The organism is Glycomyces sp. L485, from assembly GCF_022548875.1.
Lineage (GTDB): Bacteria > Actinomycetota > Actinomycetes > Mycobacteriales > Micromonosporaceae > Glycomyces.
This window is the reverse complement of sequence record NZ_JAKZEW010000002.1, coordinates 20,060-42,783: the sequence shown is the minus strand read 5'-3', so window position 1 is coordinate 42,783 and position 22,724 is coordinate 20,060. Positions and strand designations below refer to the sequence as shown.

The following is a 22,724-nucleotide window of genomic DNA, read 5'->3' as shown; positions in this document are numbered from 1 at the left end:
GGTGCGACGGGGTGTCAAGGAGGTCACGCAGTGAGTGGATCCCTTCACTCGCTCCACTGCGTTCACGGCAGTCAAGTCATTGACCGGTAGCGCCAGGTGTCGATACGGTTCAGACGTGAGCAGAAATAAGAATGCCGATTTGGACAGAGTGCTCCGCGTTGTGACCAGGGCATTCCTGGAGCGAGGCTTCGTGGGGACCTCCATGTCGGATCTCGTGGCGGCCACGGGAATGAACCGGGCGGGCCTGTATTCGGCCTTCGGTTCGAAGCACCAGCTGTACATCACCGCGCTCGCGCGCTACCGCGAGGACACCGAACCTGAGATGCGCTCGATTGCCCGCCGGGCTCTCGACCGGGCAGCGTTCGAGCGTCTCGACGCCCCCAGGGTGGTCGGCGACATCCTCGAAGTGGTGGCCAGGCACAGCAAGCAAGGAGGATTCGTGGTGCGTGCGGCGGTGGAGCTGGCGGACGATCCGGTGACGATGCGCCGGGTCCAAGAAGCCTGGTCCGAGCTCGAGCGCGACCTCGCCGCGATCCTGGCGCGCGCGGTCGAGGTCGGTGAGATGGACGGCGTGGACCCGGTCGGTCTGGCGCGGACGCTGCTGGTGTTCATACAGGGCGCGTTCGTGGTCGGGCATGCAGACGAGGACGACGTGCGGCTCGACGACGCGGCGGCCGGCCTGGTGGCGCTCCTCGACCGTCACAGACCCTCGGCCACCGCCGACCCGATCCGAAGCCAGGCCCCCGACGACGCCTTACTCAGCGAGTCGTAGCGAATCGGCTCCCCCGAATCCAGCAGTTTCTCATAGGGCGCCAGTAGCACCGCCCGAGTCCGCGCCGCGAAGTGCCGCTGCACCGCAGGCAGATCCACATCCTTCCGATGGGCGGGCATCGAGACCACCGAGACCGCGTTGCGCACCAGGTCCCTGCGCCCGGTCTGCTCCAGATGGTCGAGCATCCGAGCCGCCGTCTCAGCCGAGTCGTTGCGCGCCGACATCGTCACCACCAGTTGGTCGGTCGCGTCGATGGCCGCCTGCCAGTTCTGGGCGCGGACGTTGTTCCCGGTGTCGACGACGATGAGCTTGTAGAAGCGCGAGACCGCTTCGCGCAGATCCCCGAAGGCCCGCGCGGTCAGCATCTCCCCGGCCGTGGCCGATTCGTCGGAGGCCAGGACGTCGAACATCGCCCCGCCCTGTGCCCGCACATACTGCGACAGGTCCCCGACGCGCCCGGTGGGGCCCTTGAAGTGGTCGAGGTCCCGCAGCAGGTCGCGGACGGTGCGGATGTGGAAGTCCTGCTGGGCGCGCATCCCGAGCGTCCCTTGAGTCTCGTTGTTGTCCCAGGCGAGGACGTAGCCGCCGCGGTGGCGGCCGAAGGTCATGGCGAGCATGAGGACGGCGACGGTCTTGCCGGCCCCGCCCTTGGGATTGACGATGGTGACCTGCCGCAGGCCTCCGAAATTGCGCCGGACGGTCTCGATCGCTTGCAGGTAGGCCTGTTCGCGCGCGCTCGGCGGCAGGGCGACGAGGCCGAGCGAGAGCCGGTGGAGGGCGCCGCGCAGGCCCGTCTCGGCGACGGGCGACCGGGGCGGCACGACGCGGCGGCTGGAGAAGTCGTCCGCGGTGACGCCGACGCGTTCGAGGGCGCCCGGCTGGTCGGGGAACGCCGCCACCGGCGCCGTGGGCGGCGCGGCAGGCGGGAGCGGGTGCCCGGGGGCGCCGGATGCCGGCGTGCGGTCCTCGCCCGGAGGGGGCCCGTCGGGTGCGAACGGCGACCACCCCGAAGCAGCGGGCCGGTGCAGAGGCAAGGTGTCCTCTTCGGTGTGCTCCATCGGGCCTCCCAGTGTCGGACTGCGGTTACCCGACCTATTGTGGCCTATCGCTGCGTGGTCGTGCGGGAACTACGCGTCGCCGCGTCTGTCCGTTTCACAGCAGTCGGGGCTGCTCAGGGCCCGAGCGCGTCACCGGCACCATCCCGAAGGGAGTGAACAGGCCCTGGTCCACATCGGCCAGCAGCGGCGAGCCGGGGCCGGTGTGGCTGACGTAGGCGAGGTCGCGGGTGCGGCTGAGCGCGACGTACAGCTCCCGTCTGGCGGCGGGCGTGTTCGGCCACGTCTCGGCGGTCATCCCCGTCAGACACACCACCCGGTACTCGCCGTCGGCGGCCTCGGCGACGGACATGCCGTCGGGGCCGATCACGGCCAGTTCGCCGGGGTCGACGCCCAGGTCGGCCAGGCGGGCGGTGAGCTGCTCGACGAAGTGCTTCTCGTCGTCGTCGTCCACCGCGTAGTACCGTCCGATGCCCGAACCTTCGAGCGCGGGGCGCTGCGGCTGGGTGAGGCGCCCGGGGACGCGGCTGATCGGCTCGACGACCTGGGAGGCGGCGACGAGGACGGCGGCGGCGCTGCGGTGGTTGCGCGAGAGCCGCACGACGTGGGCGTGCGAGAACTGCTCGGCGAAGGCGCCGAACGCGTCGGGGCCGCGGCCGAGGGCCGAGTCGGGGTCGCCGGTGGCGGTCACGTCGGCCTCGGCGCCGCGATGCTCCATGAGCTGGCGGTACAGCCGCATCGGCATGCGCGGCAGGTCGTCGACGAACAGGTGCCCCAGCTCGGGTGCGACGCGTCGGTATGCGGAGTCTTTCGAGTATTCGGGGGTGAAGTCGGCGAACTCGGCGACGGTGATCGCCGAGGCCTCGCCCCCGAGCAGCGTCCCCAGCTCGCGGCGGATCCTCGCGGCCCCGGTGGTGGAGGCGGCGGCGACCAGGCACTGGGCGGCGGGGATGCCGAGCTCCTGGACGAGGTAGGCGACGCGGCGGACGAGCAGGTGCGTCTTGCCGGTGCCGGGGGCGGCGTTGACGAGCAGCGGCCCGGGCCCGGCCGAGGCGGCGACGCGCTGCATCGCGTCCAGCGAATCGAGCAGTCCCGCGCCCACCTCGTCCATGCCGGTGAGCAGCGGCGCGGAGTCCAGCCAGGGGTCTGGGGCCCGTGTCGTCAAGGCCGGGTCGGGCATCGGGACGACCTCGCGCGCCGACTTGGGATGCGGCCTGCTCGACCGGCGCCGCTTCTCGGCGGTGGTCCGCATGTCCGCTGACAGCTCGAACAGCGGGGACGCCACCTGTGGTCTCGTTCGTTCGTCAGGACGGCGCACCACTGCATCCTCGCAAACCCCGATCGGTCCACACCAGGCGGCTCCCGGAGTGGAAAAGTGTTCGCGTCCTGGTCATCCGCCGGCGAACGGCGGGAGGACCTCGACGGTGGCCCCCTCGGCCAAGGCGAGGGCGTCCTCTCGGGCGGCGCGACCGTCGACGAGCAGCGTCGCGACCTTGAGGACGCGTTCGAGCTCGTGGCCGTGCCGCTCGGCGAGCGCGGCCTTGAGATCGGCGAGGTCGCCGGCGGGGACGTCCTCCTCGGCGGTCCCGGCCGCGGCGCGGGCGCCCGCGAAGTAGCGCACCCTCACTGTCACCGTCATCCTCCGATCGCCGACATGGGGCGGGCGGGCTGGAGGAACGACGGGTCGTCGATGCCGTGGCCGGGGAGCTTGCCCCACATAGCCTCCTGCCAGCGCGCGGCGATCTCGTCGTCGCCCGCTCCGGAGCGGGCGAGGCCGCGCAGGTCGGTCTCGCCTCGGGCGAACAGGCAGTTGCGGACCTGGCCGTCGGCGGTGAGGCGGGTGCGGTCGCAGTCGCCGCAGAACGGGCGGGTGACCGAGCCGATGACGCCGACCTTGGCGGGGCCGCCGTCGACCAGCCAGGTCTCGGCAGGGGCCGAGCCGCGGTGCGCCGGGTCGGGGGTGAGGTCGAACTCGGCCTTCAGCGATTCGAGGATCTCGGCGGCGGTGATCATCTCCTCGCGCCGCCAGGTGCCGCCGGCGTCGAGCGGCATCTGCTCGATGAACCGCAGCTGGTAGCCGTGGGCGAGGGCGAAGCGCAGCAGCGCGGGGGCCTCGTCGTCGTTGACGCCGCGCATGAGCACGGTGTTGATCTTGACGGGGGCGAGGCCGGTGGCCGCGGCGGCTTCGATGCCCGCCAGGGTGGCGCCGAGGCGGTCGCGCTTGGCGAGCTCGGTGAACCGCTCGGGCCGGAGTGTGTCGAGGGAGACGTTGATGCGGTCGAGCCCGGCCTCCTCAAGGGTGGCGGCGAGCTTGTCGAGACCGATCGCGTTGCTGGTCAGGGAGATCTCGGGCCGGGGGTCGAGCGCCGCGACTGCGGCGATGATGTCCGGCAGACCCGGGCGCAGGAGCGGCTCGCCGCCGGTGAAGCGGACTTCGCGCACGCCCAGGTCGCTCACCGCGATGCCGACGAGGCGCACGACTTCGTCGTCGGTGAGGAGCGTGGGTTTGGGAAGCCACGGCAGCCCGGCCTCGGGCATGCAGTAGGTGCAGCGCAGGTTGCACCGGTCGGTCAGCGAGACCCGGAGGTCGGTCGCCACCCGGCCATGGCGGTCGCGGAGAGAACGGGTCGACATCTGTCGAGCCTAATCCGTCAATATGACACTTCCGTAAAGTGAGACACGTTTCCCATTCCATGGGTGAGGGGGACGATCATGCGAAGCGCGACACGACGCCCATCAACTGGCCGCGGTACGGGCGCCCGAACAGCGTGGTGTGGATCAGCAGCGGGAACAGCTGGTGGATCCCGATCCGATCCTCCCAGCCGTCGGCGAGGGGGCTGACCTCGGCGTACCCGGCGAGGATCGCGCCGAGCATCGGCACCCCGCCCCACAGCCTCAGGTTCGCCAGGTCGGTCTCGCGGTGTCCGCCGTGCGCGGCCGGGTCGATCATCCACGCCCGGTCGGCGCCCCAGTGGACGTTGCCCCACCACAGGTCGCCATGCGTGCGCGCGGGCGGCTCCTCGGGACCGCCGAGGTCGGGGAGCCGCGCGGCGAGCGCCTCGACGGCGGCGACGTCGGCAGCGTCGAGCGCGCCGTTGTCGCGCGAGGGCCCCAGGTACGGCTCAATGCGCCTGGCCGCGTACCACTCCGCCCATCTCATGCCGGCCGGGTCGTTGTCCATGAACGTCTCGCCGATGTAGCCGCGCCACGGCGCTCCGAACCGGTCGGCGCCGGCCGCGTGCATGCGCGCGATCTCGCGGCCCAGCTCGAGGGCGCGATCGCGGTTCGGCTCGGCCGGTTCGATCCACGGCTCGACCAGGAGCCGGTCGTCGCCGTAGAGGACGGGGACCACCGCGTCGCTCGCCTCGCCGAGCCAGCGCAGTCCGTTCGCCTCGGCGGCGAGGTAGCCGGGCTGGTCGCCGTGAGCGAACTTGGCGAACACGGAGGTGCCGTCGTCGAACGTCAGGCGCTGGGCGGTGGCGCTGGCCTCGGACTTGACGGGGGTGGTGCGGACGCGCTGGTGCTCGATGAGCTCGGGCAGCAGGCGCCATCGGTCGCGGGCTGTATCCACGCACCCAATGTATCGGAGTCACGCGGCGGTCTCCGGATGTGGAAGAACTGCTCGTGTCCGCACCCTCGACTGGAGGAGTCCCATGCGCCGGAACGCCCGTCGGCTCGGTCGTCGATGTTTCCTGCCGCAGTTCCAGCGGCTCGGCATGCCCTGGACCGTCGCCCAGGAGATGCGCGAAGGGCCGGGCCGACAGGCCCGGCCCTTCGCACCGTGTCTTAGGAGAGGCGCTCGACGACGTAGTCGATCGCGTCGGTCAGCTTCGCCGCGTCGGCCGGGTCGACGGCCGGGTAGCAGGCGATCCGCAGCTGGTTGCGGCCGAGCTTGCGGTACGGCTCGGTGTCGAGGATCCCGTTGGCGCGCAGTATCTTCGCGATCTCAGCGGCGTCGACGCCTTCGAAGTCGATCGTGGCGACCACATTGGACCGGATCTTCGTGTCGGTGACGAACGGCGAGGCGAACTCGCGCGAGTCGGCCCACGAGTACAGCGTCCCGGTCGACTCGGAGCAGCGCTTCACGGCCGCTTCGAGACCGCCGGCGGCGTTGAGCGCGTCGACCTGCTCGGCGGCGAGCACGACCGTCGCCACCGCCGGCGTGTTGTACGTCTGGTCCTTGCGCGAGTTGTCGATCGCGGTCTTCAGGTCCAGGAACGCCGGGATGTAGCGCCCGGAGGCGGCGATCCGCTCGGCGCGCTCGATCGCGGCCGGGCTCATCAGCGCGATCCACAGCCCGCCGTCGGAGGCCAGGCCCTTCTGCGGCGCGAAGTAGTAGCAGTCGGTCTCGGCCATGTCGACCGGCTGGCCCGCCACGGCCGAAGTGGCGTCGTGGAGCATGAGCCCGTCGGCCGCGACCCGCTCGACCTCGACGGCGACACCGGTGGAGGTCTCGTTGTGCGGCGTGGCGTAGACGTCCACGCCCTCTTCAGCGCTCAGGTAGGCGGCCGAGCCGGGCTCGGCGGTGACGACCGTCGGCTCGCCCAGGTGCGGAGCGATCTGCACTGCCTTGGCGAACTTGGAGCCGAACTCGCCGAACGAGGCGGCCTGTACCCGGTCCTCGACGAGGCCGAACACGGCGACTTCCCAGAACGCGGTGGTGCCGCCGACACCGAGGACGACCTCGTAGCCCTCGGGGAGCGCGAACAGGTCGGCCAGGCCGCGGCGCAGCCGTCCCACCTGGTCCTTGACCGCGCTCTTGCGGTGGGAGGTGCCCATGACGGACTTGCCGATCCCGGCCAGCGCGCTCATCGCCTCGGCCGGCACCTTGGAAGGGCCGGATCCGAATCGCCCGTCGGCGGGCAGCAGGTCGGCGGGGATGGTGATCTCGTCGGTCACTTGAGGCTCCGTTCTCATCGTCCGAGCTCACTGTAGCTCCGGTCAGTCGCCTTGCCGAAGCGCGGGGGCCCATGCGGTGGCAGGTCGGTCACCTGGTGCGGAGACCGCGGTGTAGACCTCGCCGTCGGCCCCGATCGCCCACAGCCGCAGGCTCCCGTCGGCCTCGAAGGCGATCGCGGGCCGCTTGGCGAGAACGATGTCGCCGCGGCTCCAGTGCGGGCCGAGTCGCTCGGAGGGGCCGTGTTCGAGCCGGTCGAGGGCGACGGCGGCGACCGCGGGCGCCCCGGTGCCGTCGTCGCAGGCGACGGCGACCGTGCCGTCTTCGCCGACGGCGACCGTCGGAGGGAGGATGCCGCCGTCCAGGGCGATGAGCGTCGCCGTCCACGACCCGCCTCGTCCGAGGTGGAGGACGACGTCGGCGCTGCCGGCCGAGCGGGAGGCGATGACGAGGCGGCCGCCGGGCGCTTTGGCGGCGGTGACGGCGCTGGCCGGGATGTAGCCGGGTTCGCCGCCGACGTGGGGCAGGTCGAGGTCGCGGGTGGTCCAGCCGAGGCCGCTCCACTCCCAGGCGGCCAGGCCGCCCGGGGTGGCGGCGACGACGATGAAGCCGCTGTCGGTGGCGACGGCGGCGGGGGAGTCGTGGATCATGCGGCCGTCGAGGTGGGTCCAGTCGGTCCATGGGCCGCCGAGGGGTTTGGCGCGCACGTGCAGGCCGCGGTCGGGGCTGCGGACGGCGACGACGGCCATGGCGCCGTTGTCGGCGGCGGTCGGGGGACCGATGGCGCGGGCGGGTTCGCCGGTGCCGGCGGGGTTGCCCAGGCTGGTCCATTCGCCGAGCGTGAGGTCGAGGCAGTGGAGGTCGCGGGTGTGGGCGTCGGGGTCGGGGGTGTGGTCGGGGCTGACGGCGAAGACGCGGGTGCCGGCGACGGCGATGGACGGCAGGAGGTCGGGGCCGCCGGCGTCGTGCCAGGACAGGTCGTTCTCGACGCGCATCCTGGTGCCCTGGACGGTGATCGGTGTGAGGTCGCCGTCGAGGAGGGCGGTGGCGACGGCGGCGTGGTAGCGGGGGTGGGTGGCGGTGCCGTAGGTGTCGCCGGTGTCGGGGCCGGCGATGAGCCGGTCGCCGCAGCCGACTGGGTCGCCGCAGTCGAGGCCGTCCGCCCAGGCGTAGACGTTGAGGGCGCGGCCCTTGGCGTCGCGGTCGGCGGCGCCGAGGTTGCCGGGCCAGCGGCGGTTGTAGTAGCCCCTCCAGGATTCGACGGCGGCGGCTCGGCCCCATTCGCGGACCGCCTCCCATGCGAACAGGGCGGCGGCGGTGTGGTCGATGTGGTCGGAATAGCCGCGCTGCTCGGCGCCGATCCGGGGGCCCGCGACCGGGTCGGGGTCCGGGTCGAGGGTGTTGACGATCGCGGGCTGGTAGCGGTCGAGCAGTTCGAGAAGGGTCTCGCGGACCGTCTGGCGCTCCACGGTGGATTCCCCCAGGCCCGAGTCGGTCGGCGGCAGCACGAGAGAGGCGCCGAGGTTCCCCTCCCACAGCGACACCAGACGGGTGTACTCGCCGGTGAGGCGCCCGAGGTTCGTCCACAACGAGCAGAAGACGAGGTGGACGCCGGGCCGTTCGCGCAACACGCAGATCTCGACCTGCTGGCCGGAGTCGAGGTCGACGCAGGTGCGGTCCCAGGGTGATTCGGAGTCGCCGGTGGCCAGGTGGGCGTAGGCGCGGCGCAGCCCGGTGTTGCGGGCGGCGGCGTAGCCGGCGTAGTCGGGGGCACCGGTCGTGTCGCGGCTGTTGCGGCCGTCGGATTCTCCCGCGGTGAGGACGACGGTGCAGCTCGCGGCACCGGCCGCGAGGACACGCGCGATGCGCGGGTTGATGAAATAAAGGCAGTCGTCGGGGTGGGCGACGATCTGCATGTGGACCGGACCGGTCACGGCCTGGGGCGGCGGTTCGCCGCGGCCGGTGGAGTCCAGCAGCGACCATGCGGCCTCGCCGGCGGCGGCCGCGACCGTCAGGCCGGCGATCCCTCCGACGAGGAGGCTTCGCCGACGCAGCGCGGGGCGGGGGGCCGGGGGCATGCACGTCTCGTTCAGGTGGGCTTGCGGCGGTTCCTAGGGCATCTTAGCCCAGCCGTGCTCGAACGAGGTCCGCAAGCCTGCCGGGGCGTGCGGCTTGCGGACCTCGTCCTTCGCTGGGCGGCTTGGGGTCGGCTCTAGCGCCAGCCTTCCACTTCGGAGGGCTGGCGCGGGCCGGGACCGACGTAGACGGCGGAGGGGCGCACGATCCGGCCGAGCTTCTTCTGCTCGAGGATGTGGGCGCTCCAGCCGGCGACGCGGGCGCAGGTGAACATCGAGGGGAACAGGTCGGCGGGCACCTGGGCGAAGTCGAGGAGCACCGAGGACCAGAACTCGACGTTCGTGGCGAGGACGCGGTCTGGCTTGCGGGCCTTGAGCTCGGCAAGGGCGGCCGTCTCCAGGGCCTCGGCTACCTCGTAGCGCTCGGCGCCGAGGCTCTTGGCAGCGGAGCGAAGCACGCGCGAGCGCGGGTCCTCGGCGCGGTAGACGCGGTGGCCGAAGCCCATGAGGCGCTCGCCGGAGTCGAGGATCTCCTTGACGTACGACTCGGCCTCGCCGCGGCGCTCGACCTCTTCGATCATGTGCAGCACCCGGGTGGGAGCGCCGCCGTGGAGCGGGCCGGACAGGGCGCCGATGCCCGCGGAGATCGCGGCGGCGGCGTCGGCGCCGGTGGAGGCGACGACGCGGGTGGTGAAGGTGGAGGCGTTCATGCCGTGCTCGGCGGCCGACATCAGATAGGTGTCGACGGCCTTGACGTGCGCGGGGTCGGGCTCGCCCCGCCAGCGGCGCATGAATCGCTCGGTGATGGTCTCGGCCTTGTCGATCTCCGACTGCGGGATGGCCGGCCGGCCGGATCCGCGGGCGGACTGGGCGATGAACGACAGCGTGGTGACCGAGACGCGGGCGAGGTCGTCGCGGGCGGTGTCGTCGTCGATGTCGAGCAGGGGCTTGAGGCCCCAGAACGGGGCGAGCATGGCGACGGCGGCCTGGGCGTCGACCCGGGTGTCGCCCGAGGAGACGGGGACCGGGACGGGTTCGGCGGCCGGGAGGCCGTCGCCGAATTTGCCATCGACGAGCAGGCCCCAGACATCGCCGTAGGAAGTCTGGCCGACGAGGTCTTGGATGTCGACTCCGCGGTAGCGGAGCGATCCGCCTTCCTTGTCGGGCTCGGCGATCTCGGTCTCGAAGGCGACCACGCCTTCGAGACCGGGCTTGAACTCAGACATCGTTGTACTCCTGAGTGGTTGTCCCTGTACTTGCCGACCGGGGGCTTCCGGGAGGCGACGGTTCGTAGTTATTGGGGAAATGGTGCCTCAATGCGATCGACTACGGAAGTGCGAGCGGGGTCGCGGTGCTCTCGTTTGGGTGCCCAAAAGGCGCGCAAAATATGAGAAGAGCTTCGTGAGGCATGGTATTTGTACTGTTTTGACGGTTTTCATGGGAGGGTTTCGATAACCAGCGTTGTCAGGTTCAACGGTTCGTTGCGATCTCCCCCACATCGATACGCGTGCCGCAGGTCAACGCCCATGGGCTAACGTCAATGCACATCCCGCCCCGTTCCGAACGACATGGAGGTACCCCCGATGGCGCTGTCCGGCGAGCAATGGTCTATCGCCTACAACGACCACGAGGCGACCATCGTCGCTGTCGGCGGCGGCGTGCGCGCCTACAGCTACCGCGGACGCCCTGTCGTGGCCACCTACGGAGACGAGGAACTCGCTCCCGGCTGGGCCGGCCACGTCCTGGCCCCGTGGCCCAACCGGATCCGCGACGGCAAGTACACCTTCGGCGGCGAGGAGTACCAGCTGCCGATCAACGAGATCCCGACCAACACCGCCCTCCACGGCTTCGTCGCATGGGCCGAATGGTCCGCCGTCGACCTCACCGACACCTCCGTCACGCTCGAATGCCGGCTCCCCGCGCGCATCGGCTACCCCTGGACCCTGCAGCTGCGCACACGCTGGTCGGTAGGGCCGGGAGGTCTGCGGGCCGCGCACACCGTGTCCAACCTCGGCACGCAGGCCGCGCCGTTCGGGCTCGGCACCCACTCCTACCTGATCGCCGGCGAACTCGACGACATCGCCCAGGCGACGCTGCACGTCCCGGCCAAGACGAAGCTGCAGCTCGACAAGCAGCGCATCCCCGTCGGCTCCGGCGCGGCCGACCTCGACGAGCCGACCGTGCTGGGCGCGACGGTCATCGACGACGCCTACGGCGAACTCCGGCGCGGCTCCGACGGCAAGGCCGAAGTGCGCCTGGCCGACCCGGTCTCCGGATCGGCGGTGACCGTGTGGATGGACGAGTCCTTCGACTGGGTCCACATCTACACCTCCGACGGGCTCGAAGGCGACCGCAAGCGCGCCTCGGTCGCGATCGAACCGACGACCTGCCCGCCCAACGCCCTCGCGACCGGCGAGGACCTCATCGAGCTCGCGCCGAGCGAGGCATGGTTCGGCGTCTGGGGCATCCGCCCCGAATAGACACGAAACCGCCGCCGACCCGGGGGACCGTCGCGATGCGACGGTCCCCCGGGTCGTCCCGCCCCGATCCGCAGACCCGATCCCGCGACGGACGGAAGTCGTCCACAGGCCCTCCGCGATCGACCGAACCGGAACCGCTCTCACATGGACAGTGGCTGACCTGCGCGAACACCGCTGAGGACGGAAGTTATCCACAGGCTCGAAACTGCTCCTTGCCAAGCCTTGACAATCTCGGTCATGGTTACTCCAGGCAATCGGAAACACACGCAACGTAGGAGTAGCCATGGTCGCGTCAACGCTCGTCCGGACCGCGGAAGACCCGAAAGGCACCGCGCCCCGAAACACCCCCGCCGCAACCGAATCCCTGCTCGTCACCGGTGACGACCGCCTGGCCGACATCATCACGCCACTGGCCGCAGCTGCCGGCCAACCGCTCCGCCGCGTCAAAGACCCCGCCGAAGCACGCGCCCGCTGGCAGCACGCGCCCCTTGCCATCGTCGGCGCCGACATCGGCGACGAATGCCTCGCCCTCGGCCTGCCCGAACGACCCGACCTGATCCTCTGCACCACCGTCGCCTGGATCAGCGCCGACCAGGCCGACGCCTCCATGCTCTGGCCCCTCGCCGTGAAACTCCACGCCGAACACGTCATCGCCGTACCCGAAGCCAACGAGTGGCTGCTCGACCGCTTCACCCGCTCCACCCGCGCCACCACCGCCGCACCGGTCCTCGCCACCGTCGCCGGACACGGCGGAGCCGGCGCGTCCACACTCGCGCTCGCCGGCGCCACCGCCGCCGCACGCGAGGGCAGAAGCGTCGTCCTCATCGACCTCGACCTCACCGGCGGCGGCATCGACACCGCCGCCGGACTCGGCGCCCAACCGGGCTGGCGCTGGCCCGCGCTCGCCGCCGGCACCGGCCAGCTCGAACCCGATCGGCTCCTGTCCGGCCTGCCGAAACGCGACGGCCTCCACCTAGTCGCCCCCGACCCGCGCAACCCGGCCGGGCCAGGAACCGAAGCATTCGAACGCGTCCTGCGCGCCGCCCGCATGGGCGCCGACCTCGTCGTCGTCGACCTGCCGCGCACCCGGACCGGCGCCGCCGCCCGCGCCGCCGCAGCGGCCGAAGCAGTCGCCGTCGCACTCGGCCCCTCCCCGCGCGCATGGGAGGCCGCCCGCAACGTCGTCGCCGCATACGGCCTCCACACCTCCCGCATCGGGATGGTGCTGCGCGGCACGGACCGCCCGAAACCCGAACCGGCACCGGACGGCGCCGAACCGTTCGACGACTTCGCACCGCCGGTGTGGGGCCACATGCCCGTCCACCGGCGCCTGACCGGGCGGCTGCGTCGAGGACGCCTCCCACACGGCCGCACCACCCGCCGCCTCCGCGCCCTCATGACCGAACTCGGCCGAACCCGCTCAGACCCCGACACGACCCGACTGCCCGAACTCGACCAGGCGGGAGCCGACCGATGAACCTCGAACTGATCCACCGCGTCAGGCGCCAACTCGCCGCCCAGACCGACCCGCGCCGACCGCACGAGCATCGCAACGCACCGGCCAAAGCCGACATCGTCAAAGCCCTGTGCGCCGCCGGAGCCGCACCGCCGGACCAACCCGGACTGCTCGAACTGTCCGACGCACTCGCCGACGACCTCGGCGGCGCCGGACCGCTCCAACCGCTGCTGGACGACGCCACCGTCACCGACGTCGTCGTCAACGGCACCGACGGCGTCTGGATCGACCGAGGCGACGGGCTCCAGGACGCCTCGGTCCGACTCGGCGACCGCGACACCATCAGATCGCTCGCCTGCCGGCTCGCAGCCGCCGCCGGCCGCCGCCTCGACGCCGGCAACCCGTACGCGGACGTGCGACTCCCCGACGGGACCCGGTTCCACGCGATCCTGCCGCCCATCGCCGCCGCCGGACCCTACCTGTCCTTCCGCACCCACCGCGCCAAGGCCTTCACCCTGTCGCAACTGGTCGAAGCCGACACGCTCACCGCCGACATGGCCGACCTGCTGCTCCGCGTCGTCACCGCCAAGATCCCACATCTGGTGACCGGCGGCACCGGCACCGGCAAGACCACACTGCTGTCCAGCCTCCTGTCCGCCGTCCCCGGGTCAGAGCGGATCGTCATCGTCGAAGACGCCGCCGAACTCGCGCCCGACCACCCGCACACGCTCACCCTCGAAGCCAGACCCCCGAACATCGAAGGCGCCGGAGCGGTCGACATGGCGGCCCTGGTCCGCCAGGCGCTGCGCATGCGGCCCGACCGGATCATCATCGGCGAATGCCGCGGCGCCGAAGTCAGCGAACTGCTGGCCGCGCTCAACACCGGCCACGAAGGCGGAGCCGGCACCCTCCACTGCAACACCGCCGCCGACGCACCGGCCCGCCTGGAGGCGCTGGCACTGCCGCACGGCATGCCGAGGGCCGGGCTCCACGCCCAACTCGTCACCGCCCTGCGCATCATCATCCATCTGCGACGAACCGGGCCGAAGCGTCAAGTCGCCGAGATCGCCCTCATCGACACCGGCGACACCCCCGGCACCCGGAACCTCGCCGTCACCACCGCCTGGACCCGCCACGGCCCCGGACCGGCCGCCGGCATCCTCGAACGGCTGCTGAGGGAGCGCGACGCATGAACACCACCATCACCGCACTGCTCACCCACCGCCCGAAAACGACGATCACGGCAGCCTCCCTCATCGCCGCACTGACCGCCGCCTGGGCGGCGAAGCACCTCGGCGCCACCGCGACCGCCACCGCCGCCGCCATCGCAGCCGCCTACACCGCGGCCGCAGTCACCGCCTGGCACCGGTCCCTGCGCCGCAGACGGCTCCGCGAAGCCCGGCGCACCGCCGCCGACACCGTCGCCTACCTCGCCGCCGACCTGGCCGCAGGAACCGACCCGACACGCGCGATCGCCGCGATCGAACCCGACTGGCCCCGCGACGCCGCATCCACGACCAGGCGGCTCGCCACCGCCTGGGCCGTCGCCGCGGACCTCGGCGCACCCGCCGCGGAACTGTGCCGAAAACTCGCCGAACACCTCCGGGAAGACGAACAGGCGGCCGCCCGCGCCAGAGCCCAGACCGCCTCCATCCATGCCACCGCCGCCCTGCTCACCGCGCTCCCCGCCGCCGGAGTCGCCCTAGGAGAAGCACTCGGGATCGGCGCCCTCGCCTTCCTCCTCGGCACACTCCCCGGCATCGCCTGCCTCGCAGCCGCGACGGCACTCCAAGCCGCAGGCATCGCCTGGACCACAGCACTCGTCAAATCCGTCGGAGTGGAGACCGCATGAAACACCGACTCGGCAAACTCACCGCCCCGCTCATCGGCACCGCCACCGCCATCGCCGTAGGCGGCCCCACCGGAGCGGCAACCGGCGTCGCGGCCTGGTGGCTCATCCGCCGGCTCCTGCGCACCGACCCCCACCGCAGCGAACAACTCGCGGCGACCCGCCTCACGCCCCAATGGACCTGGACGCTCGACCTGGCCGCCGCGGGTATGCGGGCCGGCGCCCCCTTCCCACAGGCGGCCCTCGCCGTCGCGAACGCCGAGCAAGGACCTCTCGGCGAACGGCTCACCCGCTTCGCCCAGGCCATGCACCTCGGCGCGACCGCCACCGAAGCCGCCCCGGAACTCGGAAGACTCCCCGGCGCCGACCGCCTCGCCAGACAACTCGACCGCTCCACCGCAAGCGGCGCCGCGATCGCCGGAGGACTCGAACAACTCGCCGCCTCACTGAGAGCCGAACACCGCACCCGCACCGAAGAACGCGCCGGACGCGCAGCCGTGGCCCTCATCGGGCCGCTGTGCCTGTGCTTCCTGCCCGCCTTCGTCATAGCCGGCATCGGACCGGTCGTGTTCGGCATCGTCGCCGACACCCTCGCCCTCTGACCCAGACCGCAACCGGGAACCGACACCACAAGAAGAAAGGCAACCGACATGACCACGACCGAGACCAGCCCGGCCTCCACGACCCGACCCGAGACCACCCGCGACTGCCCGAGCACCTGCCGCCTCAAGCAGCAATGCGAACTCCAACGCCCGAGCGGCGAGGACTGCCCTGCCCCCGCCCGCCCGCGACCGCAACCGACACGGCGCCCCAACCCGAGGCCACGCGACGACGAATGGAGCCCCGGCCGGATGAAAGGCGTCACGAAACCCAGCTGGGGCGGCAGGTTCGCCTCCCGAATGCGCGGCGAACGAGGCATGTCCACGGCGGAATACGCCGTCGGCACCCTGGCCGCCGTCGCCTTCGCCGGCGTCCTGCTGAAGGTCCTCACCTCCGGCACCGTCCAAAGCGCCCTGTCCGGTCTGATCGAACGCGCGCTGTCATGACACCCGTCCGCGGCCGACCACACCGCCTGCCACGACGAACCGATACCGGCCAGCGCGGCTTCGTCACCGCCGAACTCGCCGCCGTCCTTCCCGCGGTCGTGGCGGTGCTCGCGCTCGCCATCTGGGCGGTCGCGACCGTCGGCGTGAAGGTCCGAGCGATCGACGCGGCCAACAGCGCCGCCCTCGCGGCGGCGCGGGGCGAGGACCCTCAAGCGGTCGCCGCGGCGTACCTGCCGGAGGGATCGTCGGTGTCGGTCGCCGAGGAGGACGACATGATGCGGGCGACGGTGACCGCGCCGGCGAGGCCGCTGGGCTCGTTGACTCCGGCGGTGCAGGTGCGGGCCGAGGCGACGGCCCCGAAAGAACCGGGGATGCCCGAATGAACCTGCGCGAATCGGCGAGCGAACGTGGCGAGCGGGGGTCGGCGACGGTCCTGTCCGTGGGCGTGGTCGCCGCTCTGGTGCTGTTCGCGACGGCGTTCGCGGCCGTGGGGCAGGCGAGTGCGGCGCGGCACCGGGCGCAGGGGGCGGCCGACGCGGCGGCGCTGGCGGGAGCGGCCCGGGTCCTTCTCGGGGACGGGGCGGCTTGCGATGCCGCGGCCGAACTGGTCGCCGCCAATGGCGCCGAGCTCGAAGGCTGCGTGGTGGAGGACCTGGAGGTGACGGTCCATGTGGCCGCCGATCCGGTCGGGGTCCCGGCGGCGTTCGGTCCGGCTCGGGCGGTCTCCCGGGCGGGGCCGGTCATGACGTCATAGGAACCGAATCCATAATCCGGCCGCGGCGGCGGTGGCCACGCCGCCGCGGCCTCACATAGAGGCAGCCGGGCGCATACCGGCAAAGGTCGACTTCGCGGGTCGAGGAGGTGCGCGGGACGCGGTCCCGCGGCTGGATCCCCGCGCGGGCGCGAGCCCGCTCTCGATATGGGTGCTGGTCGGCGGAGGGTGGGCACGGGGAGGGGAGGGCCCGGAAGACCGCCGTCGGGCGGGTCGCAGGACAATCCCTCGCGGGCCGCGCCGCGGCCCGCGGCCTGCGACCCGAAATCTGCGGCCTGGTCCGGCCCCGCCCGCGAGCATGCCGCTCGCTGCGGCCGCCGCTGCGCGGCGGCGATCCGGTTGACGGCGATTCGGTCACATATCAGGTGTCTGCGAGTCACTTGCGGGTCCCGCGGGCCGTCCGCTGTCTACACTTCCGCCATGGCGATACGCAGTTCTTCACCCGAGACGTCCGCGATCCGGGCGTCCCGCGGCCGCACCTACCTCATGTGCCGGCCCGCCTACTACGCCGTCGAGTACGCCATCAACCCTTGGATGGACACCTCGGCTCCCGTCGACACCGCGCGCGCCTGCGCGCAGTGGGAGGCCCTCGCGGACATCTATGCCGACCTCGGCCACGAAGTCCTGCGCATCGAACCCGAGCCCGGGCTGCCCGACATGGTCTACGCCGCCAACGGCGCGTTCGTCGTCGACGGCACCGCCTATGGCGCCCGCTTCCGCCACCCCGAGCGCACCTCCGAAGCCGACTCCCACGAGAAGTGGCACCGCGCCGCCGGCTGGACATTCGTCAAGCCCGAGCACACCAACGAAGGCGAAGGCGACTTCACCTACCTCCCCGGCCGCGGGCTCATCCTCGCCGGATGGGGTTTCCGCACCGACGCCCGCGCGCACGCCGAAGCCGCCGACGTGTTCGGCCGCCAAGTCGTCTCGCTGCGCCTGGTCGACCCGCGCTACTACCACCTCGACACCGCGCTCGCGCCCCTCGACGACGAGCGCATCGCGTACTACCCCGACGCATTCGCGCCCGGCAGCCGACTGCTCCTCGAGCGGCTCTTCCCCGACGCGGTCCTCGCCGACGCCGCCGACGCCGCCGCTTTCGGCCTCAACTTCGTCTCCGACGGCACGAACGTCGTCGTCAACGCCGAGGCCGCCGGCATGGTCGGCAAGCTCCGCGACGCCGGCTACGAGCCCGTCCCAGTCGACCTCTCGGAGCTCAAGAAGGGCGGCGGCAGCGTGAAATGCTGCACCGCCGAGCTGCGTCGATGAAGGCCTGACGAAGGGGTCCGGCCGCTTCCGTCGATTCGGGCGACCGTCGGGCCCGCTACGCAGGCGCGAGCGTCACATCGAAGCCCTGTCCCCGGATCGGCCTCGCACCCCACTGCGGGGCCGATCCGAAACCGGGGGCCGCGGACGCCCCTGGGCGTCGGAACGCCCGCGCCAGCAGTGCGTCGATCCTCCACACCCGCTTCGCGTGCGAGGCCGGCAGCCAGAAGTGCCACCGGTGCGGTGAGGTCGCGCCAGGCCTCCCCGGCACCGTGAAGTTCAGCTCGACGCCGGGCCCGTTCGGGTCCGCCGACCAGCGCAGGTTCTCGACGGCTCTGACAGGCGTGTCAAGGCACAGACTTACCCGGCTCAGCAGCCGCGACTGCCTGGTCACGACTATGCGCTCACCGGTGAGCATGAGCATGCAGTCGCCGCTGGCCAGCCCGTCGGAGCCGACGCAGCCGGTCAGCAGCGCCACCCGATCGGAGGGCCGGATGTTGCGGCGGAGGAGTGGAACGTGTCGGCTGAGGGTCGTCGTGGTCAGGCCGGCCTCGGCCGAGGAGGCGAGCATGGTGCGGGAGAAAAGGTCCATGTGCTTGTACCCCACAGATATCCGTATGTGTTCGTCACTCTGCGATGCGCTCTCGTTACCTTTAACGGATATCCGCATGTGCAAGTTACGGCTGCGGACGGGAATTCCGCGCGCTCACTCCTTAGGGCGAGGCAACCAAGGGGCCTCATGTTCGATGATCAGCTCTGGCATCGCGTCCCTGTCCGAAAGGTCGCTTTCGAGCTCAAGCCACGGCCGCTCCTCCCGCAGTTCACACTCTGGATCGTCCTCGACCGGCACGAGGCGCGGATCCTCCGCGGGCACCTCGCCCGCCCGCTCCGGGATCGGCTCCGCCTGGTTCCCTACCGGCGCGGCCTCTGGCACCGGAGCCGAGAGCGCCTGCGTCGTCGGCTCCGAGCCGCCCGGACCCGGCTCGGGGACCGGCGTCTCCTCGGCCTCGATCACCACCTGGTCCTCGGCCCGCTTCGGCGGTCCCGCCGCGTCGGTCCCCCTGTAGAGGTCCGCGCTCAGAAACACCCAGCCCACCGCGGCGAAGGACGCTACCGTCCCCGCGCTCACGCCCACCAGCGCGAGCCACACCCCCCACGGCCAGCGCCCCACCTGATCGCTGCCCTCATGGCGCACGAAGCGCTCCTTCCCGCCACCCCCGTGCAGCGAAACGCGCGTTCAGGACCGATGATGTCGGAGGCCGAACGAAGATGGCTACTCAGCGTCGAATGTCAGCCTACGAATGGTAGTCGGACGTGAGGTGCGGAACGCGCACGCCACGGCTTTGAGATGCTTGAATACACCGGAATGTCAATACCGAGGAGGCAAACATGGGCGACCAGAAGCGTCCAGCCGCGAAGACGGCCAAGAGCCGTCGGAAATCCGCCTCAGCGAACGAACCTGAGTTCGTGCAACTGCTGACCCCCGAGGGGAAGCGCGTCTCCCACCCCGACTACGAGGTGAACTTCACCGACGAGGAGTACCGCGGCCTGTACCGCGACCTCCTCATCACTCGCGAGCTCGACGCCCAGGGCACGGCCCTGCAGCGCCAGGGCCAGCTGGGCCTGTGGCCGAGCCTGCTCGGCCAGGAGGCCGCCCAGATCGGTTCCGGCCGGGCGCTCAAGCCGCAGGACACGGTCTTCCCCGCCTACCGGGAGCTCGGCGTCCAGTGGTGCCGCGGCATCGACATGATCTCGGCGTTCTCGTTGTTCCGCGGCGTCGACCTCGGTGGCCGCGACGTTGCCGCCGACCGCTTCAACATGTACGAGATCGTCATCGCCTCCCAGACCCTCCACGCCGCCGGCTACGCCATGGGCGTGGCCAAGGACGGCGCGGTCGGCGGCGCCGACGGCGAGGCCGTCATCGTCTACCACGGCGACGGCGCCACCGCCGAGGGCGATTTCAACGAGGCGCTGATCTGGGCCGGGGTGTTCAACTCTCCGCTGGTGTTCTTCTGCCAGAACAACCAGTACGCGATCTCCGAGACCAACGCCCGCCAGTTCCGCGTGCCGCCGTACAAGCGGGCCGAGGGCTTCGGCCTGCCGGGCGTCCGCGTAGACGGCAACGACGTCCTGGCGACCTACGCGGTCACCGAGTCCGCACTCGACCGCGCCCGCACCGGCGAGGGCCCGAGCCTGGTCGAGGCGTTCACCTACCGGATGCAGCCGCACACCACCTCCGACGACGCCACCCGCTACCGGGACGAGGCCGAGCTGGACTACTGGCGCGCGAAGGACCCGATCCTGCGCTACCGCTCCTGGCTGGAGGCCGAGTCGCTGGCCGACGCCGACTACTTCGCCTCGGTCGACGACGAGGCCGTCCAGCACGTCCGCGAACTGCGGCAGCGGGTCATGGACCTGCCCGATCCCGAGGTGACCGAGATGTTCGATTCCGTTTACACGGACCTGCCGCCGCGCCTCGGTGCCGAGCGGGCGGAGGCGGTCGCCTTCCGGGCGTCGCTCGACGAGGGGAGCGAGTCCTGATGGCGACCATGACGATGATCAAGGCCCTCAACACGGGCCTGCGCCGCATCCTCGAAGAGGATGAGAAGGCCCTGGTCATGGGCGAGGACGTGGGGCGTCTCGGCGGAGTGTTCCGCGTGACCGACGCCCTGCAGAAGGACTTCGGCTCTGAGCGGGTCATCGACACGCCGCTGGCCGAGTCCGGCATCATCGGCACCGCGATCGGCCTGGCCCTGCGCGGCTACCGGCCTATCTGCGAGATCCAGTTCGACGGGTTCGTGTACCCGGCGTTCGACCAGCTGGTGTCGCAGTTGGCGAAGATCCCGAACCGCTCGGGCGGGCGCGTGCGCCTGCCGGTGGTCGTCCGCATCCCCTACGGCGGCGGCATCGGCGCGATCGAGCACCACTCCGAATCGCCTGAGGCGTACTTCGCGCACACCGCGGGCCTGAAGGTCGTCACCTGCGCCGACCCGAACGACGCCTTCTGGATGATCCAGCAGGCGGCCGCCTCGGACGACCCGGTGATCTTCTTCGAGCCCAAGCGCCGCTACCACGCCAAGGCCGACGTGGACACCGAGTCGGCGCCGATGGGCCTCCACGACGCGCGCGTCGTCCGTTCCGGCTCGGACGCGACCGTGATCGCCTACGGCCCCACGGTCGACGTGGCGCAGAGCGCGGCCGCGGCGGCCGCCGAGGAGGGGCTGGACCTGGAGGTCGTCGATCTGCGCTCGCTGTCGCCGATCGACTGGGAGCCGCTTGAAGCATCGCTGCGCAGGACCGGCCGCGCCATCGTCGTCCACGAGGCCTCCGGGTCGCTGGGGATCGGCTCGGAGGTGGCCGCGCGCCTCTCGGAGCGGTGCTTCTACTCCCTGGAGGCGCCGGTGCTGCGGGTGACGGGCTATGACGTCCCTTATCCGACGAGCCGCCTCGAAGAGGACTACCTTCCGAACCTGGACCGGGTGCTCGACGCCGTCGACCGGTCCCTTGAGTACTGAGGAGCGGGACATGGGTCAGAAGATCACGTTCAATCTGCCCGACCTCGGTGAGGGACTCACCGAGGGCGAAGTCGCCGCCTGGCTCGTCGAGCCCGGCGGCGAGGTGAAGCTCAACCAGCCGTTCGTGGAGGTCGAGACCGCCAAGGCGCTCGTGGAGGTGCCCAGCCCCTATGACGGGAGGCTCGCCGAGCACCACGCCTCGGCCGGCGACACCGTCGATGTCGGCTCGCCGTTGGCGACGTTCGAGGTCGAGGGCGCCGAGCCCGAGAAGCCGAAGAAGGACGCGGACAAGCGCACCCCGAACCTCGTCGGCTACGGCGCGAAGGAGTCGGCGCCGAAGCGCCGCAAGCGCAAGCGTGAGGCCGGCGGGGCGTCGGCGGAGCCGACCGCCCCCGCGTCCCTGGTCGGGGCCGAGACCCCCGTGTCACCGGCTCCGGCGGCCGAGCCGACCGCGCCGACGCTCGCCAAGCCCCCGGTGCGCAAGCTCGCCAAGGACCTCGGCGTCGACCTGCGCGCGGTCACCCCGACCGGCCCCCACGGCACCGTGTCCCGAGCCGACGTCGAGGCGGCGGCCCGACCGGCTACCGCTCCGAGCCGGGCCGCGGCGCCTGCCGGAGGCGAGGAGCGCATCCCGATCAAGGGCGTCCGCAAGCTCACCGCGCAGAACATGGTGGCCTCGGCGTTCACCGCCCCGCACGCCACCGTGTTCCTCACCTGCGACGTCACCGGAATGATGGAGACGGTCGCCGAGCTCAAGGCCCGCCGCGAGTTCGCCGACGTCAAGGTCACGCCGCTGCTGCTGGTCGCCAAGGCTGTCCTGCTGGCGTGCCGCCGCCACCCGATGATCAACGCCTTCTGGGACGAGGCGGCCGGGGAGATCGTCGTCAAGCACGACGTCAACCTCGGCATCGCGGCGGCCACGCCCCGCGGTCTGGTGGTGCCGAACATCAAGGCCGCACAGAACCTGAGCCTGGTGGAACTGGCCGAGGCGATGGGCGAGCTGGTCCGCACGGCCCGCGACGGCAAGACCTCGCCCGGCGGCATGGCCGGCGGGACGTTCTCGATCACCAACGTCGGTGTCTTCGGCATCGACACCGGCACGCCGATCCTCCCGCCGGGGGAGTCGGCGATCCTCGTGTTCGGGGCGGTCCGGCCGCAGCCGTGGGTCCATGAAGGCGAGATCGCCGTAAGGCAGATCACGACGCTGGGCCTGGCGTTCGACCACCGGCTCGTCGACGGTGAACTCGGCGCGCAGTTCCTCGCCGATGTCGGTGCGTTCCTTACGCGTCCAGGGGAAACACTGCTCTCCTGGACGTGATGCATCGCACCGATGAATCGATGGCGGATCGAGCTGTCCGGTGTTGTAATTGATGCAAGGAAACGTCGAGGAAACATGACTTCGAAGTTTCTTTGCGTCGCCTATCGATGACGGGAGTCGAGCATCGAATGGCGTCGGACGCTTCGGCGACGACTGAGGCCGCGTACTTATCTCCTCCCAATAGGTGCGGCGGACAGCGCCGAGTCCGCGCACCGCATGGAGACCC

22 protein-coding genes and 1 pseudogene are annotated in these 22,724 nt (G+C 71.3%); 13 read left to right on the top strand and 10 right to left on the bottom strand.

The features are described from left to right. Positions 1-34 precede the first annotated feature (34 nt). On the top strand, positions 35-772 hold the full coding sequence (locus L0U85_RS01475; RefSeq protein ID WP_347177323.1) for a TetR/AcrR family transcriptional regulator: 738 nt from the start codon (positions 35-37) through the stop codon (positions 770-772). Here L0U85_RS01475 and L0U85_RS01470 read toward each other — a convergent pair. The 8 genes and pseudogenes from L0U85_RS01470 to L0U85_RS01435 form a co-directional block, all read right to left on the bottom strand. Next, positions 700-1,623, bottom strand: a pseudogene (locus L0U85_RS01470) (chromosome partitioning protein); the annotation flags it as partial. The gene L0U85_RS01475 and the pseudogene L0U85_RS01470 overlap by 73 nt on opposite strands. Before the next feature lie 301 nt (positions 1,624-1,924). Beyond that, complete coding sequence (locus L0U85_RS01465) at positions 1,925-3,112, bottom strand: AAA family ATPase (RefSeq protein ID WP_241375836.1); 1,188 nt, start codon at positions 3,110-3,112, stop codon at positions 1,925-1,927. A 105-nt stretch (positions 3,113-3,217) separates the two neighbouring features. Next, positions 3,218-3,466, bottom strand: coding sequence for a MoaD/ThiS family protein (locus tag L0U85_RS01460; RefSeq protein WP_277605240.1), 249 nt, complete (start codon positions 3,464-3,466; stop codon positions 3,218-3,220). Then, the gene (gene moaA, locus L0U85_RS01455; RefSeq protein WP_241375834.1) at positions 3,463-4,461 is read right to left on the bottom strand and encodes a GTP 3',8-cyclase MoaA; all 999 of its coding nucleotides are present in this window, start codon (positions 4,459-4,461) and stop codon (positions 3,463-3,465) included. The genes L0U85_RS01460 and moaA overlap by 4 nt, the downstream gene beginning before the upstream one ends. A gap of 76 nt (positions 4,462-4,537) precedes the next feature. Next, positions 4,538-5,398 (bottom strand): fructosamine kinase family protein, encoded by an 861-nt coding sequence (locus tag L0U85_RS01450; protein ID WP_241375833.1) that lies wholly within the window; start codon positions 5,396-5,398, stop codon positions 4,538-4,540. 215 nt (positions 5,399-5,613) lie between these two features. After that, entirely contained in the window at positions 5,614-6,744 is a 1,131-nt protein-coding gene (gene serC / locus L0U85_RS01445) for a phosphoserine transaminase (RefSeq protein WP_347177322.1), read from the bottom strand. 24 nt (positions 6,745-6,768) lie between these two features. Then, positions 6,769-8,802 (bottom strand): PIG-L family deacetylase, encoded by a 2,034-nt coding sequence (locus tag L0U85_RS01440; protein WP_241375831.1) that lies wholly within the window; start codon positions 8,800-8,802, stop codon positions 6,769-6,771. Positions 8,803-8,936: 134 nt separating this feature from the next. Then, a complete protein-coding gene (locus tag L0U85_RS01435) occupies positions 8,937-10,025 on the bottom strand; it encodes a citrate synthase 2 (RefSeq protein ID WP_241375830.1) in 1,089 nt (362 codons plus the stop codon). Positions 10,026-10,382: 357 nt separating this feature from the next. On the opposite strand from L0U85_RS01435, the gene L0U85_RS01430 reads away from it, so the two are divergent. From L0U85_RS01430 to ddaH, 9 genes are all read left to right on the top strand, one after another. Continuing rightward, complete coding sequence (locus tag L0U85_RS01430) at positions 10,383-11,279, top strand: aldose 1-epimerase family protein (RefSeq protein WP_241375829.1); 897 nt, start codon at positions 10,383-10,385, stop codon at positions 11,277-11,279. Positions 11,280-11,562: 283 nt separating this feature from the next. After that, entirely contained in the window at positions 11,563-12,756 is a 1,194-nt protein-coding gene (ssd, locus tag L0U85_RS01425) for a septum site-determining protein Ssd (protein WP_241375828.1), read from the top strand. Beyond that, positions 12,753-13,928: a TadA family conjugal transfer-associated ATPase gene (locus L0U85_RS01420; RefSeq protein WP_241375827.1), complete on the top strand. Its 1,176-nt coding sequence runs from the start codon at positions 12,753-12,755 to the stop codon at positions 13,926-13,928. Before ssd ends, L0U85_RS01420 begins: the two co-directional genes overlap by 4 nt. Further along, complete coding sequence (locus L0U85_RS01415) at positions 13,925-14,587, top strand: type II secretion system F family protein (protein WP_241375826.1); 663 nt, start codon at positions 13,925-13,927, stop codon at positions 14,585-14,587. Before L0U85_RS01420 ends, L0U85_RS01415 begins: the two co-directional genes overlap by 4 nt. Beyond that, entirely contained in the window at positions 14,584-15,186 is a 603-nt protein-coding gene (locus L0U85_RS01410; protein WP_241375825.1) for a type II secretion system F family protein, read from the top strand. Before L0U85_RS01415 ends, L0U85_RS01410 begins: the two co-directional genes overlap by 4 nt. 249 nt (positions 15,187-15,435) lie before the next feature. Further along, a complete protein-coding gene (locus L0U85_RS21015) occupies positions 15,436-15,630 on the top strand; it encodes a DUF4244 domain-containing protein (protein ID WP_347177330.1) in 195 nt (64 codons plus the stop codon). Beyond that, positions 15,627-16,013 (top strand): TadE family type IV pilus minor pilin, encoded by a 387-nt coding sequence (locus L0U85_RS01400; RefSeq protein ID WP_241375823.1) that lies wholly within the window; start codon positions 15,627-15,629, stop codon positions 16,011-16,013. Before L0U85_RS21015 ends, L0U85_RS01400 begins: the two co-directional genes overlap by 4 nt. Beyond that, positions 16,010-16,384 (top strand): Rv3654c family TadE-like protein, encoded by a 375-nt coding sequence (locus L0U85_RS01395; protein WP_241375822.1) that lies wholly within the window; start codon positions 16,010-16,012, stop codon positions 16,382-16,384. The genes L0U85_RS01400 and L0U85_RS01395 overlap by 4 nt, the downstream gene beginning before the upstream one ends. Positions 16,385-16,822: 438 nt before the next feature. After that, complete coding sequence (gene ddaH, locus L0U85_RS01390) at positions 16,823-17,668, top strand: dimethylargininase (RefSeq protein ID WP_241375821.1); 846 nt, start codon at positions 16,823-16,825, stop codon at positions 17,666-17,668. A 55-nt stretch (positions 17,669-17,723) separates the two neighbouring features. Here ddaH and L0U85_RS01385 read toward each other — a convergent pair whose 3' ends face one another. Further along, positions 17,724-18,257, bottom strand: a complete 534-nt coding sequence (locus L0U85_RS01385) for a hypothetical protein (RefSeq protein ID WP_241375820.1) — start codon at positions 18,255-18,257, stop codon at positions 17,724-17,726. Between the two features lie 114 nt (positions 18,258-18,371). Then, on the bottom strand, positions 18,372-18,860 hold the full coding sequence (locus L0U85_RS01380) for a hypothetical protein (protein WP_241375819.1): 489 nt from the start codon (positions 18,858-18,860) through the stop codon (positions 18,372-18,374). A gap of 194 nt (positions 18,861-19,054) precedes the next feature. On the opposite strand from L0U85_RS01380, the gene L0U85_RS01375 reads away from it, so the two are divergent. The 3 genes from L0U85_RS01375 to L0U85_RS01365 are packed head-to-tail and all read left to right on the top strand — an operon-like array spanning position 19,055 to position 22,498. After that, positions 19,055-20,206 (top strand): thiamine pyrophosphate-dependent dehydrogenase E1 component subunit alpha, encoded by a 1,152-nt coding sequence (locus L0U85_RS01375; RefSeq protein WP_241375818.1) that lies wholly within the window; start codon positions 19,055-19,057, stop codon positions 20,204-20,206. Further along, on the top strand, positions 20,206-21,180 hold the full coding sequence (locus L0U85_RS01370; protein WP_241375817.1) for an alpha-ketoacid dehydrogenase subunit beta: 975 nt from the start codon (positions 20,206-20,208) through the stop codon (positions 21,178-21,180). Before L0U85_RS01375 ends, L0U85_RS01370 begins: the two co-directional genes overlap by 1 nt. 10 nt (positions 21,181-21,190) lie before the next feature. Continuing rightward, positions 21,191-22,498 carry a dihydrolipoamide acetyltransferase family protein gene (locus tag L0U85_RS01365; protein WP_241375816.1) on the top strand — a complete coding sequence of 436 codons (1,308 nt, stop codon included), beginning with the start codon at positions 21,191-21,193 and terminating at the stop codon, positions 22,496-22,498. Positions 22,499-22,724 lie beyond the last annotated feature (226 nt).

What these genes read in the sequence shown, in the direction of transcription:
- L0U85_RS01460 (WP_277605240.1), bottom strand. Translation starts at nt 3,466, where the DNA reads ATGACGGTGACAGTGAGGGTGCGCTACTTCGCGGGCGCCCGCGCCGCG.
- moaA (WP_241375834.1), bottom strand. Translation starts at nt 4,461, where the DNA reads ATGTCGACCCGTTCTCTCCGCGACCGCCATGGCCGGGTGGCGACCGAC.
- serC (WP_347177322.1), bottom strand. Translation starts at nt 6,744, where the DNA reads ATGAGAACGGAGCCTCAAGTGACCGACGAGATCACCATCCCCGCCGAC.
- L0U85_RS01440 (WP_241375831.1), bottom strand. Translation starts at nt 8,802, where the DNA reads ATGCCCCCGGCCCCCCGCCCCGCGCTGCGTCGGCGAAGCCTCCTCGTC.
- L0U85_RS01435 (WP_241375830.1), bottom strand. Translation starts at nt 10,025, where the DNA reads ATGTCTGAGTTCAAGCCCGGTCTCGAAGGCGTGGTCGCCTTCGAGACC.
- L0U85_RS01430 (WP_241375829.1), top strand. Translation starts at nt 10,383, where the DNA reads ATGGCGCTGTCCGGCGAGCAATGGTCTATCGCCTACAACGACCACGAG.
- ssd (WP_241375828.1), top strand. Translation starts at nt 11,563, where the DNA reads ATGGTCGCGTCAACGCTCGTCCGGACCGCGGAAGACCCGAAAGGCACC.
- L0U85_RS01420 (WP_241375827.1), top strand. Translation starts at nt 12,753, where the DNA reads ATGAACCTCGAACTGATCCACCGCGTCAGGCGCCAACTCGCCGCCCAG.
- L0U85_RS01415 (WP_241375826.1), top strand. Translation starts at nt 13,925, where the DNA reads ATGAACACCACCATCACCGCACTGCTCACCCACCGCCCGAAAACGACG.
- L0U85_RS01410 (WP_241375825.1), top strand. Translation starts at nt 14,584, where the DNA reads ATGAAACACCGACTCGGCAAACTCACCGCCCCGCTCATCGGCACCGCC.
- L0U85_RS21015 (WP_347177330.1), top strand. Translation starts at nt 15,436, where the DNA reads ATGAAAGGCGTCACGAAACCCAGCTGGGGCGGCAGGTTCGCCTCCCGA.
- L0U85_RS01400 (WP_241375823.1), top strand. Translation starts at nt 15,627, where the DNA reads ATGACACCCGTCCGCGGCCGACCACACCGCCTGCCACGACGAACCGAT.
- L0U85_RS01395 (WP_241375822.1), top strand. Translation starts at nt 16,010, where the DNA reads ATGAACCTGCGCGAATCGGCGAGCGAACGTGGCGAGCGGGGGTCGGCG.
- ddaH (WP_241375821.1), top strand. Translation starts at nt 16,823, where the DNA reads ATGGCGATACGCAGTTCTTCACCCGAGACGTCCGCGATCCGGGCGTCC.
- L0U85_RS01385 (WP_241375820.1), bottom strand. Translation starts at nt 18,257, where the DNA reads ATGGACCTTTTCTCCCGCACCATGCTCGCCTCCTCGGCCGAGGCCGGC.
- L0U85_RS01375 (WP_241375818.1), top strand. Translation starts at nt 19,055, where the DNA reads ATGGGCGACCAGAAGCGTCCAGCCGCGAAGACGGCCAAGAGCCGTCGG.
- L0U85_RS01370 (WP_241375817.1), top strand. Translation starts at nt 20,206, where the DNA reads ATGGCGACCATGACGATGATCAAGGCCCTCAACACGGGCCTGCGCCGC.
- L0U85_RS01365 (WP_241375816.1), top strand. Translation starts at nt 21,191, where the DNA reads ATGGGTCAGAAGATCACGTTCAATCTGCCCGACCTCGGTGAGGGACTC.